The 15,959-nt window shown below is 62.1% G+C and carries 14 protein-coding genes; 5 read left to right on the top strand and 9 right to left on the bottom strand.

The annotated features are described in order from the left end of the window. Positions 1 to 12: 12 nt before the first annotated feature. Positions 13 to 1,449 (bottom strand): siroheme synthase CysG, encoded by a 1,437-nt coding sequence (gene cysG, locus VSX60_RS11515; protein WP_327624402.1) that lies wholly within the window; start codon positions 1,447 to 1,449, stop codon positions 13 to 15. A gap of 435 nt (positions 1,450 to 1,884) precedes the next feature. Between cysG and VSX60_RS11510 the strand changes: the two genes are divergently transcribed. Together VSX60_RS11510 and VSX60_RS11505 are read left to right on the top strand one after the other, a co-directional pair. Continuing rightward, on the top strand, positions 1,885 to 2,466 hold the full coding sequence (locus tag VSX60_RS11510; protein WP_327624327.1) for a hypothetical protein: 582 nt from the start codon (positions 1,885 to 1,887) through the stop codon (positions 2,464 to 2,466). Between the two features lie 15 nt (positions 2,467 to 2,481). Then, entirely contained in the window at positions 2,482 to 3,534 is a 1,053-nt protein-coding gene (locus VSX60_RS11505; RefSeq protein ID WP_327624326.1) for a hypothetical protein, read from the top strand. A 16-nt stretch (positions 3,535 to 3,550) separates the two neighbouring features. On the opposite strand, the gene pobA is transcribed toward VSX60_RS11505, so the two are convergent. The 4 genes from pobA to queF all read right to left on the bottom strand — a co-directional run bounded on the left by pobA (position 3,551) and on the right by queF (position 6,827). Then, the gene (gene pobA, locus VSX60_RS11500; protein WP_327624401.1) at positions 3,551 to 4,723 is read right to left on the bottom strand and encodes a 4-hydroxybenzoate 3-monooxygenase; all 1,173 of its coding nucleotides are present in this window, start codon (positions 4,721 to 4,723) and stop codon (positions 3,551 to 3,553) included. Between the two features lie 5 nt (positions 4,724 to 4,728). Beyond that, a complete protein-coding gene (locus VSX60_RS11495) occupies positions 4,729 to 5,034 on the bottom strand; it encodes a hypothetical protein (protein WP_327624325.1) in 306 nt (101 codons plus the stop codon). 145 nt (positions 5,035 to 5,179) lie between these two features. After that, complete coding sequence (gene ribB / locus VSX60_RS11490) at positions 5,180 to 6,292, bottom strand: 3,4-dihydroxy-2-butanone-4-phosphate synthase (protein WP_327624324.1); 1,113 nt, start codon at positions 6,290 to 6,292, stop codon at positions 5,180 to 5,182. A gap of 73 nt (positions 6,293 to 6,365) precedes the next feature. Then, positions 6,366 to 6,827, bottom strand: a complete 462-nt coding sequence (gene queF / locus VSX60_RS11485) for a preQ(1) synthase (protein ID WP_327624323.1) — start codon at positions 6,825 to 6,827, stop codon at positions 6,366 to 6,368. Positions 6,828 to 7,062: 235 nt separating this feature from the next. Between queF and VSX60_RS11480 the strand changes: the two genes are divergently transcribed. After that, positions 7,063 to 8,361 (top strand): bifunctional alpha/beta hydrolase/OsmC family protein, encoded by a 1,299-nt coding sequence (locus VSX60_RS11480; RefSeq protein WP_327624322.1) that lies wholly within the window; start codon positions 7,063 to 7,065, stop codon positions 8,359 to 8,361. Between the two features lie 33 nt (positions 8,362 to 8,394). On the opposite strand, the gene VSX60_RS11475 is transcribed toward VSX60_RS11480, so the two are convergent. The 4 genes from VSX60_RS11475 to VSX60_RS11460 form a co-directional block, all read right to left on the bottom strand. After that, positions 8,395 to 8,811 carry a hypothetical protein gene (locus VSX60_RS11475; protein ID WP_327624321.1) on the bottom strand — a complete coding sequence of 139 codons (417 nt, stop codon included), beginning with the start codon at positions 8,809 to 8,811 and terminating at the stop codon, positions 8,395 to 8,397. 129 nt (positions 8,812 to 8,940) lie between these two features. Further along, positions 8,941 to 10,095 carry an osmoprotectant NAGGN system M42 family peptidase gene (locus VSX60_RS11470; protein ID WP_327624320.1) on the bottom strand — a complete coding sequence of 385 codons (1,155 nt, stop codon included), beginning with the start codon at positions 10,093 to 10,095 and terminating at the stop codon, positions 8,941 to 8,943. Beyond that, on the bottom strand, positions 10,096 to 11,904 hold the full coding sequence (gene ngg, locus VSX60_RS11465) for an N-acetylglutaminylglutamine synthetase (protein WP_442873087.1): 1,809 nt from the start codon (positions 11,902 to 11,904) through the stop codon (positions 10,096 to 10,098). A 7-nt stretch (positions 11,905 to 11,911) separates the two neighbouring features. Next, positions 11,912 to 13,687, bottom strand: a complete 1,776-nt coding sequence (locus VSX60_RS11460) for an N-acetylglutaminylglutamine amidotransferase (protein ID WP_327624319.1) — start codon at positions 13,685 to 13,687, stop codon at positions 11,912 to 11,914. Positions 13,688 to 14,147: 460 nt separating this feature from the next. Here VSX60_RS11460 and rffA point away from each other — a divergent pair, with 460 nt between their 5' ends. Continuing rightward, positions 14,148 to 15,302: a dTDP-4-amino-4,6-dideoxygalactose transaminase gene (gene rffA, locus VSX60_RS11455; protein ID WP_327624318.1), complete on the top strand. Its 1,155-nt coding sequence runs from the start codon at positions 14,148 to 14,150 to the stop codon at positions 15,300 to 15,302. Further along, positions 15,289 to 15,846 carry a hypothetical protein gene (locus tag VSX60_RS11450; RefSeq protein ID WP_327624317.1) on the top strand — a complete coding sequence of 186 codons (558 nt, stop codon included), beginning with the start codon at positions 15,289 to 15,291 and terminating at the stop codon, positions 15,844 to 15,846. Before rffA ends, VSX60_RS11450 begins: the two co-directional genes overlap by 14 nt. Positions 15,847 to 15,959 lie beyond the last annotated feature (113 nt).

Here is a 15,959-nt window from a genome sequence, read left to right as displayed (position 1 = left end):
GAGCGAGACCGGTCAGCCGGACATCGCTTCAGCGGCTTCCGTGTGTTCTGTCGCGGCGGCGCGCGCGTGCTCGGCGAACACCCGGCCGACGCCGATGAGGATCGGCCGGTCGACGCCGATCTGAGCGACGATCGCGCCGAGATCGGCGAGCGTGCCGGCGGCCTTGGTTTCGTCGTCGCGGGAGAGATTCGCCGCGACCGCCACCGGCGTCGTCTCCGGCAGACCGTTGGCGATCAGCCGCGCGGCGATCTTCGGCGCCATCCGGCCGCCCATGTAGAAGATCGTGGTGGCGTGATCGTCGGCCAGCGCCCGCCAGTCGAGATCCTCCGGCAGATCGCCCTGCTTGGAGTGCCCGGTGACGAAGCGCACCTGTTGGGCGCGGTCGCGGTGGGTCAGCGAAACGCCGAACGTCGCGGCCAGCGCCGAGGCCGCGGTGATGCCCGGCACGATCGCGACCGGGATGTTCTCGCGATGCAGTTCGTCGAGTTCCTCGCCGGCCCGGCCGAACACCGAGACATCGCCGGATTTCAGCCGCACGACGTGTTTGCCCGCCTTGGCGAACTGCACCATCATCCGGTTGATGTCTTCCTGGCGGCAGCTCTCGCGGGCGGCGCGCTTGCCGACCAGCATCCGTTTGGCCTCGCGGCGAGCCAGCTCCAGAATGTCGTCGGACACGAGGTCGTCGAACAGGATGACGTCGGCTGCCTGCAAGGCGCGCACGGCCTTCAGCGTCAACAACTCGGCTTCGCCGGGCCCGGCGCCGACCAGCGTCACGCGCCCGCCGGCTTGCGGAGAGCGGGCAAGATCGGCGACGAAGTCCTGGGCGTCGCTCTCGGCGTTGGCGTCTGGCGCGCGAGTCGTAAAGGCGCGGTCGGCGAATCGCTCCCAGAAGGCACGACGCAGAGGCCCCGGCGCCAGCCGGTCCATCACATCCGCGCGGATTTTCGAGGCGAGCGCCGCCCAGCCCGCGAGTGCCGGTGGCAGCAGCGTCTCGATGCGCCGGCGGATCGCCTGGCCGAGGATCGGCGCGGCGCCGTCGGTGGCAATGCCGATGACGACCGGCGAACGGTTGACGATCGAGCCGAAGCGGAAATCGCAGAAGGCCGGCTTGTCGACGACATTGACCGGAACGCCCGCGGCCTTGGCCGCGCAATAGAAGGCCTGTGCCTCGGCCTCGGTCGCGACGTCGGCGACGGCGATCGCCGCACCGGCGAAGATGTCGGCCGACCACGGCCGATCGTGATGAAGGATGCGGCCCGAAACCGGCGGCACCGCAAGAAGCTCGGCCATCTCCGCGTCGAGGTCGTCGGCCGGCGCATAGAGGTCGACCTGCGCCCCGGCCGAGGCCAGCAGCTCCGCCTTCCAGGCTGCGCCCGCCGAGCCGCCGGCCATGACGACACGCTTGGTGCCGAGGTCGAAGAACACCGGCAGGCTGGCGAGTTCCCCCATCCGCCCCGGGCGCAAAGGCTCGCGCTTGCCGATCCCATCGTCGGATCGGTCGTCGTCGCGGATGAACGGGCGCTCGTCCATGTAGTCGTCCTCGTGGTTCACTTCATACCTGCATACATTGTGATCGGTCGTCATGGCGAGATGAAATTTTGCGCACTCCTCCAGCGCCGAAGTGGTGAGGTTCAACATGCGAATTCAAGTTCCATGGTGCGCGGCACGCGATATAATTGAGCAGGAACAGCCTAGGAGTATAGACCAGAAAATCTCCCAACCTTACAAGGCCGGGTTCTGGTCCCTATCTTGACCAAGAGGAAGAAGTAGGAGTTTAGTACGCACCCATGGTGGATAGGAGTTCGGAAAATGCAGCGCCTACGAAAGTGTCTGGCGAAGAGGCGGTTCCCTATCCAATCAGTAGCGGCATGGGCGGTCGTTCTGATGGCTACCGCTGATGGGGCATCTGAGCCAAGCTGCCCACAGCAGAAATACTTCAGTACAGACGAAACAGACCGAGATAGATATCAAATAACGGTAACAGAAATAAATATTTCCGAGGAAGAACCGAGGGAAAGATGCCCAAAAGGAGGAGATAATTATAGATTTTCGTATCAATATATCGATGTAGACAGCCCGGTATATATATGGTTCCGCCTTCAAGGAAGCAATGAGCTGGTGACTAAATGGCAAAACAATGGTATAAAAGAAGCAAAAATATTTGTATCTATATATAAAAGTGACATAATGGGGGTTTCAGAAATAGAGACTTTTCCTTTAAAAAGCGGTATCGATTTGGATAAGCTACAGGTAGAGTTCCGCAAGGAAAGTGAGGAAATCAACGAGCCGAAATATTTTGACTGGCGTACTTATGCAAAAAAAGAAAATGGAATGAGCGATCCTGGGCGGTACTATATCAAGATACAAATAGAAGCTCTGACGCGCGACGACGTCCTCTGCCACTCCACGGTCCCGTGTACTATAGAAGGTGGCGGCACGCCAGGATATGTCGTTTTCGTTAAGTGATAGACGGAAAATGATATGGAAAGAGATAAATCACAAATAATACGTAGAAACGCGAGAGATGCGTATCTTCTAATTGAGCATCTAGCTAGATCAGGTCATAGAGTTGGAGCAGAGACGCAGTCAATAATATTTAAAGGTTTTGATTTACAGAAGGAGGATATCGCTTCTTTCGATGAAGCGATGTTTTGGAGAGAGTTTTCCGAACTTGCGGAGATGGCGAAGCCAATACGAATCGAAAGTCTAAAAATTCTTGCGCCACTCGTAGATGAAAGTAAGTCGGGTAGTTACTACCTGGCGACGTGGATATTCAGAGACGTTAGGATATTTATTGTATTTGTTTCATCGATTACATTGATATTTTTCTTTACATTGATATACTACGTGCAAGACGCCAGCGCGCTGAATACCGCGATGCAAAGGGAAGATTCGCTTAGAAGAGAGAGAATTGCGCTCGATAATAATAGTTTAGAACAAACTCGCTTGTCCGGAAGCGATGTTAAGACAGCAAGTAAAAAAATTGAGTTAACGAAAATAGCGATAAAAGAAGACTATCAGCGTATAATGAACTGGCTTTACAGCCGGTATGATGGACAAGTAGACCCGGTAATAGAGCCCTATCTTAGGCAGCGTTTGGGGAAAAAAAAGAATGAAGATATTAGTGAAATTGAAGAGGCTGCGGTAAACAGATTGCGTAATGAAGTAATAGGCGGAGAGACGGAGGTCGCAGATAGAATAATATGGATCGCAAAGGTTGATCAAGAGAGAATGGGTGGATATATAATACCAATAATAGCTGCTGTATTGGGGTCATGCGTATATATATTGAGGAGAACATCGTTAGGTGTCTATAATTATTCAATATCTAATGTATCGATGCCGCTTCTTATATTAAGGCTTTGTGTCGGTGCGATTGCCGGAGTTGCGATAGGATGGGTCTATCGCAATGAAATTCCGGAATGGAGCCTGGAGCCGATCGCGCTGAGCTTTCTTGTAGGGTACTCGGTGGAAATACTATTTTCAATCTTGGACAAAATCACAGTGACCTTTTCTGAACCCGTTAGAAAATAGACGTGTGCAGCGGTCCTCAATACGCCAGCCCGACATAATTCTCCGCCAGTGCCGTCTGGGCCGCTTGCGAGGAGGCGAGATAGTCGAATTCGGCTTCCTGGATGCGCTGGGAGAAGGCGCCATCCGCCTCGAACATGTGGATCATCGAGGTGAACCACCAGGAAAAGCGTTCGGCCTTCCAGACCCGGGCGAGCGCCGTCTCGGAATAGGTTTCCAGTAGGTGGTCGTCCTTGTCGCGGTAATGGGCGATCAGCGCCCGCGACAGGTAATGGACGTCGGAGACGGCGAGGTTCAGCCCCTTGGCCCCGGTCGGCGGCACGATATGCGCCGCGTCCCCGGCCAGGAACAGCCGGCCGTGGCACATCGGCTCGGCGACGAAGGATCTGAGCGGCGCGATCGATTTCTCGATCGAGGGACCGCGCTTGAGATGGGCGGCGACCCGAGGCGGCAGTCGCGCCTCGAGCTCGTCGAAGAAGCGCTCGTCCGGCCAGTTGGCGACGTCGTCGGCGGCGTCGCACTGGAGGTAGTAGCGCGACAATTGCGGACTTCTGAGCGAGCAGAGCGCAAAGCCGCGCGCGTGATGGGCGTAGATCAGCTCGTCCTGGATTGGCGGCGTCCGGGTGAGGATACCGAGCCAGCCGAACGGATAGACCCGTTCGAAGGTCCGCAGCAGATCGGCCGGAATGGTCTGGCGGCAGACGCCGTGGAAGCCGTCGCAACCGGCGACGTAATCGCATTCGAGGCTGTGCTCGCCGTCCTGCGTATGGAAGGTCACGAACGGCGTGTCGGTCGTGATGTCCCACAGATGGATGTCCTCGGCCTCGTGGATAACCGGTACGCCGGCTTCGTCGAGCGCGTCGTAAAGATCGTGGGTAACCTCGGTCTGGCCGTAGACGGTGACGGTCTTACCGGTCAGCTCGCGCAGGCCGATATGCAGGACTTCGCCGCGCCAGGCGATGTCGAGCCCGTCATGCACGAGCCCCTCCCGGTCAAGGCGCGCGCCGACGCCGGCGGTCCTCAGAATATCCGTCGTGCCCTTTTCCAGAACGCCCGCGCGGATGCGCGACAAGACGTAATCGCGGCTTCTGCGCTCGATGACGACGCTGTCGATCCCGGCGCGGTGAAGGATGAGCGCCAGCAGAAGCCCGGCCGGTCCGCCGCCAATAATGGCGACGCGGGTGCGCTCCATCCGTCTCACGCGGCACTCCGCCGGGGGGCGTCGGCGGTCCGCGCCTTAAGCGCCCGCAACGTGGGAAGCTCCGTGTCAGTCGGTGGTGGGGTTTCCTCGACATTCTCGGCGTAGCGCACGTCCCAGCCGCAGCTGGCGGCGATCGCCACGCGCGTCGCGCCGGGATGGATCGAATGCACCTCGAGTTCCTTGCTGACGGGATGGGGGCGCCAGGCCGCCGCGTCGGCGACCAGCAGCGTTGGGCCTTCGGTGGTCAGGTCGGGGTATTCGCGATCGGTCCCGCCTTTGCCATCGTCCCGCTGCCCGCCCATGCCGCCCTCATCAAACCTGGAACGACTATGTGACACTGGTGCCGCATATCTCGCAACCCGCGGTCTCCGAGACCCTTGCCGAACGCGAATGGCCGCCCGGCGCTATCCTACGCGGGCGCGGCTCGCCGCCCCTCGGCAGCGCCGGTCAGTCCTCGACCAGGATGGTGCCGGCGACCTCGATGCCGAAGCCGGTGAGGCCGACATAGGCGCGTTCATGCGTCGCCAGCACGGAGATCGACCGGATGTGGAGGTCGCGCAGGATCTGGGCGCCGACGCCGATCTCGCGCCAGCGCTGCTGGCGTTTCAACGCGCTGCCGTGGCGTTCGCCATCGGCGTGATCCGCTACAGCGTCGCCGGCTTCGAAATCGTCGACATTCGGCGTCCGGAGCAGCATTAAAACTCCGCGCCCGTGGCTTTTCAGCTGGTCGACGGCGACCTCCACCCAGGTCTTCGCCTCGCGGGTGCGGCCGAACAGGTCGAGCACCGGCTGCTCGCGATGGATGCGGGTCGGCACCTTTTCGCCGTCGCGCACGTCGCCAAAGACGGCGACGACATGCTGCATCTGGTCGAACGGGGTTTCGTAAATCCGCACCTGGGCGGCCATGCCGCCGACGGTCATCGCCTCCTCCTTGACGCAGGTCACGAAGGATTCCCGGCGGATGCGATAGGAGATGAGATCCTCGATCGAGATGATCTTCAGGCCGTGCTCGCGCGCGAAGGGGATGAGTTCGGGCAGGCGCTTGACGGTGCCGTCGTCATTGACGACCTCGGCGAGCACGCCGGCTGGCTCCAGCCCGGCAAGCTTGGCGAGATCGGTACCGGCTTCGGTATGGCCGGAGCGGGTCAAGACGCCGCCGTCCCGCGCGATCAGCGGGAAGATGTGGCCGGGCCTCAGAAAGTCGGTGCCGGCACAATTGTCGTTGGCCAGCGCGCGGACGGTGTTGGTCCGCTCCTCGGCCGAGATGCCCGTCGTCATGCCGACCTTGTAGTCGACCGAAACGGTGAAGGCGGTACGCATCGGATCGAGATTGTTGGCGACCATCGGCGGCAGATTCAGCTTGTCGGCCCGTTCCGCGGTCATCGGCACGCAGATGATTCCGCTGGTGTGGCGGATCATGAAGGCCATCCGCTCGGCCGTCGCCTTCGATGCGGCCATGATCAAATCGCCTTCGTTCTCCCGATCGGTGTCATCGACGACGACGACCGGTTCCCCCGCCGCGATCGCGGCGATCGCGTCCTCGATGCTGTCCAGTTCCATGTTTGCCCCCAATCAATCCGTTGAAGCGTCCTAAGCCGAAGCGGCGCGCCGTTCAATGGCGAGGGGCGGGGCGTCAGCCGCGGCCGCGATAAGGCGGCACGCCCTGGTCGGGGAGGAAGACGCCTTCGGGGGCCGGGCCGGTCTGCCAGAACACGTCGATCGGGATGCCGCCACGCGGATACCAGTAGCCCCCGATCCTGAGCCAGAGCGGCTTCGTCGCCTCGACGATGCGCCGCGCGACGGCGACGGTGCAGTCTTCGTGAAAGGCGCCGTGGTTGCGGAAGCTGGTGAGGAACAGCTTCAGCGATTTCGATTCCACCAGCCGTTCGTCCGGCGCGTAGTCGATCACCAGATGGGCGAAGTCCGGTTGCCCGGTCACCGGACAGAGCGAGGTGAATTCCGGACAGGTGAACCGGACAATGGTCGGCGCGCCCTCGCCGCGCCGATAGGGCACGGTTTCGAGAACCGCTTCGTCGGGCGAGGCCGCCGGGCGGGCGTCGCGGCCGAGCTGGGAGAGATCGTCGGGCTGGACCATTGTGGCTTCCAATCGGAGATATTCGTGCGGACCGAAGCCATGTAGGTGCATCGGCCGGCCGTTGATAGAGGAGGCGGGATGATCGGTGGTTACGCGCATCTGATCGTGTTCGCTGCGCGGGAGGGCCCATGCGAAAACTAGCCTTCCAAATCATTTGATCGTCGGGAACTGCCGGGGCGCGCCGAAAGCGGCTATCGTCCAGCTCATCGTAACAGAACATCGGAGTCTCAGCGGCATGAGCGATTCGATCCTGCGCGTCGACTTCCAAGGCCATTCCGGCGACGCCCTATCGGCTCGGCTCGACATGCCGCTGGGCCCGGTGCGGGCTTATGCGCTCTTTGCCCACTGCTTCACCTGTTCCAAGGACCTTCAGGCGGCGCGGACCATCGCCAATTGCCTCGCCGGGCAGGGCATCGCCGTGTTGCGCTTCGATTTCACCGGCCTTGGCTCCAGCGAGGGCGAATTCGCCTCGACGAACTTTTCCTCCAACGTCGCCGATCTGAAAAGCGCCGCCGACTATCTTCGAACCAATTTCGCGGCGCCGAAAATCCTGATCGGCCATTCGCTGGGAGGCGCCGCCGTTCTTGCCGTTGCCCGCGACATTCCCGAGGTCAAGGCGGTGGTCACCATCGCGGCGCCCGCCGAAGCCAGCCACGTCGAAAAGCAGTTCGCGGCCCATGTTGATGACATCGAGGCGGAGGGCGCGGTCGCCGTGAAACTGGCTGGCCGTCCCTTCACCATCCGCCGGCAGTTCCTGGAAGACATCCGAGGCACCCGCTTGACGGATCGCATCGCGACGATGCGCAAGGCGCTGATGGTGATGCATTCGCCGGTCGACGAGTTCGTCGGCATCGACAATGCCAGTGCGATTTTCACCGCGGCGCGCCACCCCAAGAGCTTCGTGTCGCTGGACGGCGCCGATCACCTGTTGACCAAGCGCGCCGACGCCGAGTTCGCGGCCGAGGTCGTCGCCGGCTGGGCGACCCGTTACATCGGGCAGGAAAAGCCCCAGGGCGAGACCGCGATCGAGCATGTCGGCGTGCGCGAGACCCTCGGCGGCACGTTCCAGAACGCGGTGCATGCGGGGCGTCACCGGCTTACGGCCGACGAGCCGGAAAGCGTCGGCGGCCTCGACAGCGGACCCTCGCCCTACGACTTCCTGTCGGCGGCGCTGGCCAGCTGCACCTCGATGACGCTGCGCATGTACGCCGATCGCAAGAAGCTCGATCTCGGCCGGATCACGGTCGATGTCGCGCATCAAAAGGTGCACTTCAAGGACTGTGAGTCCTGCGCCGAGGACGAGCGGGCGCGCGACGGCAAGATCGATTGGTTCACCCGCCGCATCCACATCGAGGGCGGTGTGCCTGATGGGCTTGAAGCCAAGGTCCTGGAAATCGCCGACAAATGCCCGGTTCACCGCACGCTCAAGGCGTCCTCGAAGGTGGCGACGACCCTGGTGGAGTCCGACGCGGCGACGCGCGATGCAGCGGATCCGATCGATCGCGCCGAGGCCTCCGTCAAAAATGGGGTCTGACGACGGCAGCGGGTCTCGGCGCCTCGGTTGACCTCAGCCGCCCGGCGGCAGCCGGTCCCGTACATCGCCGCCGGCCTGCCGCCAGCGCACCTCATCCTGATAGAGGGCTTGCCATTCGCTCGCTTCCGCTGCCGTGCGGCGCAGATCGATGCGTGCCTGACGCAGGCGCAGCCGCAGCATCATGACTACGACGGAGACGAGGACGATCGCCAGGAAGAATCCGCCGATCAGGACCTCGCGCTTGAGCGGGTCCGCGACCGGCTCCGTGACAAGCACGGCGGCAACGGCGAGGAACGCAGCGGCGATGAAAACAAACAGGCTTCGCGACAGGAGCAGCGACAGGAGGGCGAGGATCAGACCCATGATCGCGATGGAGGGATAGGCCGCGGCGGTCGCCTCGATATCGCGCCACCACGCCTCGGCCAGCGTCAGGATTTTTTCGGACGTCATGCCTGTCATCCCCTGTTGTCGACGACGCGGTGCCACACCGGACCCCGGTATTCGATATTATCGCGGTCGCGCGATCTTATGAACAGCGAGAGGTTCGACGCCCGTTGGATCCGGCGGGACGGCATGGCGTTACTCGGCGAGGTCGGAATCCTCCGCGAGCGCCTGCTCCGCCTCGACCGCCGGCTGCCGGGTGAATCCCTGGATACCTGCATGCTGGTTGCGATCCCGCTCGATCTCGACCGGCGAGGTGGCGTAGGCGGTGACGAGTTCGGCGAGCGAGCGCAGCGCATGCATGTGGATGCGTTCATAGCCATGCGAGGCGTCGACGCCAAAGGTGATCAGCGCAGTGCGCACGTCGTGCCCTGCCTCGATCGCGGAGGCGGAGTCGGAACGATAGAAGCGGAAGATATCCTTCTGGTAGCGGATATCCTCTTCCTGGCAGAGCCGGACGAGTTTCTTGGTCAGGTGATAGTCGAACGGGCCGGTCTGGTCGGCCATGGCAATGGTGACGCCGAATTCGGAGGAATTCTGGCCTGGCGCCGACGTGCCGTTGTCGACCGCGATCATCGAGGCGACGTCGGGCGTCAGGATAGAGGCGGCGCCGACGCCAACCTCCTCGGCGATGGTGAACAGCCAGTGCATGTCGACGGGCGTCGATGCCTCGGCGCGCTCCATCGCCTCGATCGCGGCGAGCATGACCGCGACGCCCGCCTTGTTGTCGAGGTGACGCGAGACGATGAAGCCGTTGTCGAGAAATTCCGGCTGCGGGTCGATCGCAACGGTATCGCCGATCTCGATGCCGAGCGCCTGCAACTCGCGCGCGTCGCGGCCGAGCGCGTCGACCCGCAACTCCACGAAGTCCCAACCGACCGGCATGGTGTCGATCTCGTCGTTGTAGGTATGGCCGGAGGCCTTCAGCGGCAGGATCGTGCCGCGATAGGTGCCGGATTCGGTGAACAGCGTCGCGCGCGCGCCCTCGGCAAAGCGTGCCGACCAGTGGCCGATCGGCACGAGTTCGAGGCGGCCGTTCTCCTTCAGGCGTTTGACCTGGGCACCCAGCGTATCGAGATGGCTGACGATCGCCCGCGCCGAGGCCCGGCGCGAGCCTTGCCGGAGCGCGGAAATCGCGCCGCGCCGGGTCAGTTCGACGGTCAGCCCGAGTCGCTCCAGTTCCTTGGCGACATGGCGAACGACGGTATCCGTGTAGCCGGTGGGGCTGGGGATATCCAGAAGCGCCTTCAGCTGGTCCGTCAGATACTGCGCATCGATGGCAAGCCTTGGCACTTAGTCGTCCTTCCTGGATTTACGTTTGTGAGACCTGGCGGCGCGCACTGAAAACGGAATCGACAGGGGAAACAAGAGGTCGATGAACCGCTCCGCCGTCGGTTGCGGCTCGTGATTGGCGAGCCCCGGCCGTTCGTTCGCCTCGATGAAGACGTAGTCCGGCAAGTGCGGCGCCTTGACCATCAGGTCGATCCCCGTCACCGGGATTTCGATCGCCCGGGCAGCGGCGACGGCCGCATCGACGAGAACCGGATGCACCTCGCCGGTCACGTCGTGAATGGTGCCGCCGGTATGAAGATTCGCGGTCTTGCGAACGGTGATCCGCTCGCCCTTCGCCGGAATGTCGTCCAGGGCGTGGCCGGCATTCCTGACGCAGCGCTCGGTCTCCGCGTCGAGCGGCACCCGGCTTTCGCCGGCGGTCGCCGCCGCGCGCCGCCGGGACAGATGTTCGATCAGTTCGCGCACGCTGGAGCGGCCGTCGCCGGTGATCTGCGGCGGCTTGCGCAGGGCGGCGGCGACCAGGCGATAGTCGATGACGATCAGCCTGAGATCATCGCCTGCGAAGCAGGATTCCAGCAGCACCCGGTCCGATTGCTCGCGCGCCGCGGCAATCGCGCGCTTGGCGTCCTCGACGGTTTCGATGCCGACGGCAATGCCACGTCCCTGTTCGCCCCGCGCCGGCTTGACGACGATCTGGCCATGCTCGGCGATGAACGCGGCAAGGGCCTCGTCGTCGATATCGGCATCGATCTGATCGGAGACCGCGACGCCGGCGGCCTCGACCATGCGGCGGGTCACCGACTTCTCGTCGCAGATCGACATCGCTACGGCTGAGGTCAGTTCCGACAGGCTTTCGCGGCAATGGATCGTGCGGCCGCCCTGAGTCAGACGAAAGAAGCCACCGGCCGCATCGGTCACCTCGGTATGGATGCCCCGCCGCCGCGCCTCGTCGACGATGATACGCGCGTAAGGGTTCAGGCTGTCGTAATCGGCGCCCGAGCCGGTGAACAGCTTCTCGTTGATCTCGTTCTTGCGCTTCACGGCGAAATACGGGACCCGGTAGAAGCCGAGCTTGTCATAGAGCCCGATCGCCAGTTCGTTGTCGTGCATGACCGACAGATCCATGAAGGCGCAGCCACGCGCCTGGAAATGCTCGGCCAGCCGGCGCACAAGAGCCTCGCCGATGCCCGGATGCGTGGCCTGGGGGTCGACCGCAAGGCACCAGAGCGAGGAACCGTTCTCCGGATCGGCAAAGGCGCGGCGATTGTGGACGCCGGTGACCGTGCCAAGAATTGCGCCGGTGGTTTCGTCCTCGGCGACGAAATAGGTCAACGCCCGGTTGTCGCGGTTGGACCAGAAGAAGGACGGATGCACCTGCACCATGCCGCGGCTCTGGTAGATGCGGTTGACCTCGGTCGCGTCCTGCTCGGAGGACAGGCGGCGGATGAAGTAGCCGCGCGGCCGGCGCGGATCGCTGCGATAGGTCGAAAGATCGAGGCGGTAGGTGTGCGAGGGGTCGAGGAACAGCTCCTGCGGCGCGTGGCTCAAGAGCACATGCGGGTCGCGCGCGTAGAACGCGATATCGCGGCGATCGGGGCCTTCCTCGCGCAGGCTGCGCACGAGTTCCGTCGGGTCTTCGAAGGTCTGGGCGAAGACCAGCCGTCCCCATCCGCAATCGAGATAGGCGTTTTTCTCGGCCGCCGGCATATTCGGATCGTGCCGGCCGATCGGCGCCTTGATGCCGTCGGTGCGCATCCGCTTCAGCCGGTGGTCGATATTGGGCTGGGTCCTGGGCCGGTGATCTGCCATAGCGGCGCTAGATCCCTTGCTGCTGGAGCCACAATTCGAGAAGCGCGACCTGCCAGAGTTCCGAGCCGCGCAGCGGCGTGATGTGGGCGGCCGGATCGGCGAACAGCGTTTCGAGATAGTCGCCGCGGAACAAGCCGCGCGATTTGGCGCTTTCGGAGGTCAGCGTATCACGCACCATGTCGAGATAGGGGCCGGAGATGTATTTGAGCTGCGGAACCGGGAAATAACCCTTCTTGCGGTCGATCACCGCCGACGGGACGATCTGACGCGCGACTTCCTTGAGGACACCCTTGCCGTCCTGCTTCAGCTTCTCGGCCGCCGGCACGCGCGCCGCGAGTTCCACCAGTTCGTGGTCGAGGAAGGGCACCCGCGCTTCCAATCCCCAGGCCATGGTCATGTTGTCGACCCGCTTGACGGGATCGTCCACCAGCATGACGTGGGCATCGATCCTCAGGGCCTTGTCGACGGGATTTTCCGCGCCCGGGATGGCGAAATGCCGCTCGACGAATTCGCGGCTGACGTCGGTTTCGGTGTGCCATTCCGGCGAAATGTGGCTCAGCAGCCGCTCATGCGAGCGGTCGAAGAAGGCATGGCTGTAGGCGGCGAGCGAATCATTGGCGCCGACCATCGGCGGATACCAGTGATAGCCGCCGAAGATTTCGTCGGCGCCCTGGCCGGACTGGACCACCTTGATGTGCTTGGAGACCTCGCGCGACAAGAGGTAGAAGCCGACATTGTCGTAAGAGACCATCGGCTCCGACATCGCCGCGATGGTGCCGGGTAGATGCTCCATCAGTTCCGAGCCGGGCACGAAGATCTTGTGGTGCTCGGTGCCGTAGTGATTGGCGATCAGGTCGGAGAACTCGAATTCGTTGCCGACCTCGCCATTGGCATCCTCGAAACCGATCGAGAAGGTGTTGAGGTCCTTCTGCCCGGCCTCGGCCAGAAGCCCGACGATCAGCGAGGAATCGACGCCGCCCGATAAAAGCACCCCGACCGGAACGTCGGCGACCATGCGGCGGGCGACCGCGGTCTTGAGCGATTCCAGCACCATGTCGCGCCAGTCGTCGGAAGACAGCTTGTCGTCGCCGGGGCGTGGTCCGAATTCGGGCGCCCAGAACATGTCGTCGTCGAAGCTGCCGTCCGCCTCGATCAGCCGGGTTGTCGCGGGGGGGAGCTTGCGCACGCCCTTGAGAATAGTCAGCGGCGGCGGCACCACGGCGTGGAACGTCATGTAGTGGTGCAGCGCCTCGCGGTCGATCGCGGTATCGACGTCGCCGGTCTTGAGAATCGCCGGTAACGAGGAGGCGAAATAGAGGCGCCCGGCGTTCTGCGACAGGTAGAGCGGCTTGATGCCGAAGCGGTCGCGAGCAAGCAGCACCCGGCCAGAGTCGCGCTCGTGGATGGCGAAGGCGAACATGCCGTGAAAGCGCTTGACGCAATCGCGCCCCCAGGCGTGATAGGCCTTGAGGATGACCTCCGTGTCGCCATGCGAGAAGAAGCGATAGCCCTTGCCTTCGAGCTCCTTGCGGAGCTCCGGATAGTTGTAGATGCAGCCGTTGAAGGCGATGGTGAGCCCGAGTTCGGGGTCGACCATCGGCTGCTCGGCCTTTTCGGAAAGGTCGATGATTTTCAGTCGCCGGTGGCCGAGGCCGACCCGGCCGCGCATCACTTGGCCGGAGCCGTCCGGACCGCGTGGAGCCAGGCAATCGCCCATGCGCTGAAGCCGCTCGGCCGAGGCCTTTTGCCCGTCGAACCGGATTTCACCGCATATGCCGCACATTTTGCCTCCGAACCATCACGCCCTGCACCGCGGTCTCGAAAACGACCTTTCGCGGTACTTCTGATCCGAGACCATATAGGCAGCGGCCCGCAACATGAACCGCAACGGCCGAATTTCTTCCGCGCCGCAAAAAAATCGACCCGCCCGACTGGACTGGCAGGCTACTCGCTTCTGCCCACGCCAACGATGGGTGGCCCGAATTCGTCTTTCGAAAGTTCGAGCGGAAGATGAAGCGTGCGATACGTCAAGCAACAGTGACGTTCGGCATCCCCGGCGATTTCCGCCCGGATTTGCACACTGATCGCAAGTTGCTCTGTCCTCTGGCCTTTTCCAACGAGATTGATCGGTTTAGGAAAGTGGCCTACGGGGCAGCGGCCTAGGTCGCATATTTTTGCTGCCTGTGGGTGAGGGCCACCGCCTCTCCTCCTGACATTGGTCGCCAGTAAAGAATGAAGCGTACATGATTCAAAAGCGACGTGGCATCCCGTTCAATTGGCCTTACCTGACAGGCCGCGAAATCCACTACATCTCCGAAGCTCACGACCATGGCCATCTCGCTGGGGATGGTCCATTCACCCGAAACTGCCATGCCTGGCTTGAGGCGCTGTCGGGATCGGGAATGGTGAGGTTGACCCATTCGTGCACGGCGGCGCTCGAGATGGCGGCCTTGCTTCTCGAAATCCAGCCCGGCGATGAAGTCATCATGCCGTCATTCACCTTCGTATCCACGGCGAACGCGTTCGTCTTACGTGGTGCCGTTCCGGTGTTCGTTGACATCCGCCAAGATACGTTGAACCTCGACGAAAATTTGATCGAAGATGCTATTACGTCGCGCACACGAGCGATAGTTCCGGTTCACTATGCGGGCGTCGCGTGTGAAATGAACAAGATCGTTGAGATCGGACGTCGGCACGGCGTCGCGATCGTCGAGGACGCCGCCCAGGGCGTCATGTCGAAGTATCACGGCCTGGCGCTGGGAAGTCTCGGATGCCTCGGGGCCTACAGCTTCCACGAGACGAAAAACGTGATCAGCGGCGAAGGCGGCGCGCTTCTGGTAAACGATCCCGCCTTCCAGCAACGGGCAGAGATCATCCGCGAGAAAGGGACGGATCGGAGTCGATTTTTTCGGGGCGAAGTCGACAAGTATACTTGGCAGGAGCCGGGTTCTTCATTTCTGCCGAGCGAACTTGTGGCCGCTTTTCTATGGGCGCAGCTTGAGAAAGCAAGTGAGATAACCGAAACCCGACTGGCGAGTTGGGCTCGTTACCATACCGCGCTGGAGGGAGCCGACAAGCAAGGCTTGCTTCGCAGGCCGATCATACCCACCGGATGTGAGCATAACGCTCACATGTACTACGTGCTGCTCAGCGACGGCCTGTCCCGCGGCCGCGTCCTCGAATTCCTGAGAGAACGGGCGATAGGCGCTGTGTTCCATTACGTACCGCTTCATAACTCCCCTGCTGGACAGAGGCTGGGCCGCGTGCATGGTTCAATGACGGTCACCGAGTCCTCGGCGGAACGGCTCCTCCGTTTACCGCTGTGGATCGGGATTACGCGCGAACAACAAGACGAAGTTGTGGATACGATCGTGGAGGCGGTGCATGCCACATCCTGAGGCGCGCCTGCCGTCCCGCCCGCAGCGACCAGTCCCCGGTCAACAATTGGTGGAAAGCACTGAACTCGACAGTGCGGGTTTCGATCTGGTCTGCGCGATTTTCCTATTCTCCGTCATCGGAATATTGGTAGTCGGTGGATTTTTTCAGGCTGCGGGCCCCACTCGTTCCGATCTCATTTTGGCTTGGATATTCGTTTCGATACCGCTTCTTATCTATACTACGGGCCGCCTTTTCCGGAGCATTTCGGGAGGAGTTGTCGTTACGCTGGGCATCATATTTGCCGCCGGCACCGTCAGGTCGCCGGTTCTCGCAATGGCCCTGCATGTATTGCCTATCGGAGCTGCGATCTATGTGACACTTCGGCTCCGACTCCGCGCCTTGGAATGGGTCTCTTGCGCGCTTGCCGTTCTCGTAACGACCATAGCAGCATTGGGCGTGGACGATTTATACACCTCGTTCGACATGGCATCGCGTGCGCGCGCCGGCGCCTTGCATAATGATATGTCCGCCGTCAGGGCCTATGGCCCAGAATTGAGGTTGTGATTTGAGGAGGATTTGGGTCTCGTCGTAGTGACGAAGGAACGAAGATGAGACCCAAATCCTCCAAGCCGAAATTGCCTGCGAAGGCTCCTGCCGAGCGGGTGGTGAAAGACATC

The organism is Aurantimonas sp. A3-2-R12 (assembly GCF_036016755.1).
Taxonomy (GTDB): Bacteria; Pseudomonadota; Alphaproteobacteria; order Rhizobiales; family Rhizobiaceae; genus Aurantimonas; species Aurantimonas coralicida_A.
The sequence above is the reverse complement of the archived record's forward strand: the minus strand, read 5'-3'. Positions and strand labels throughout refer to the sequence as shown.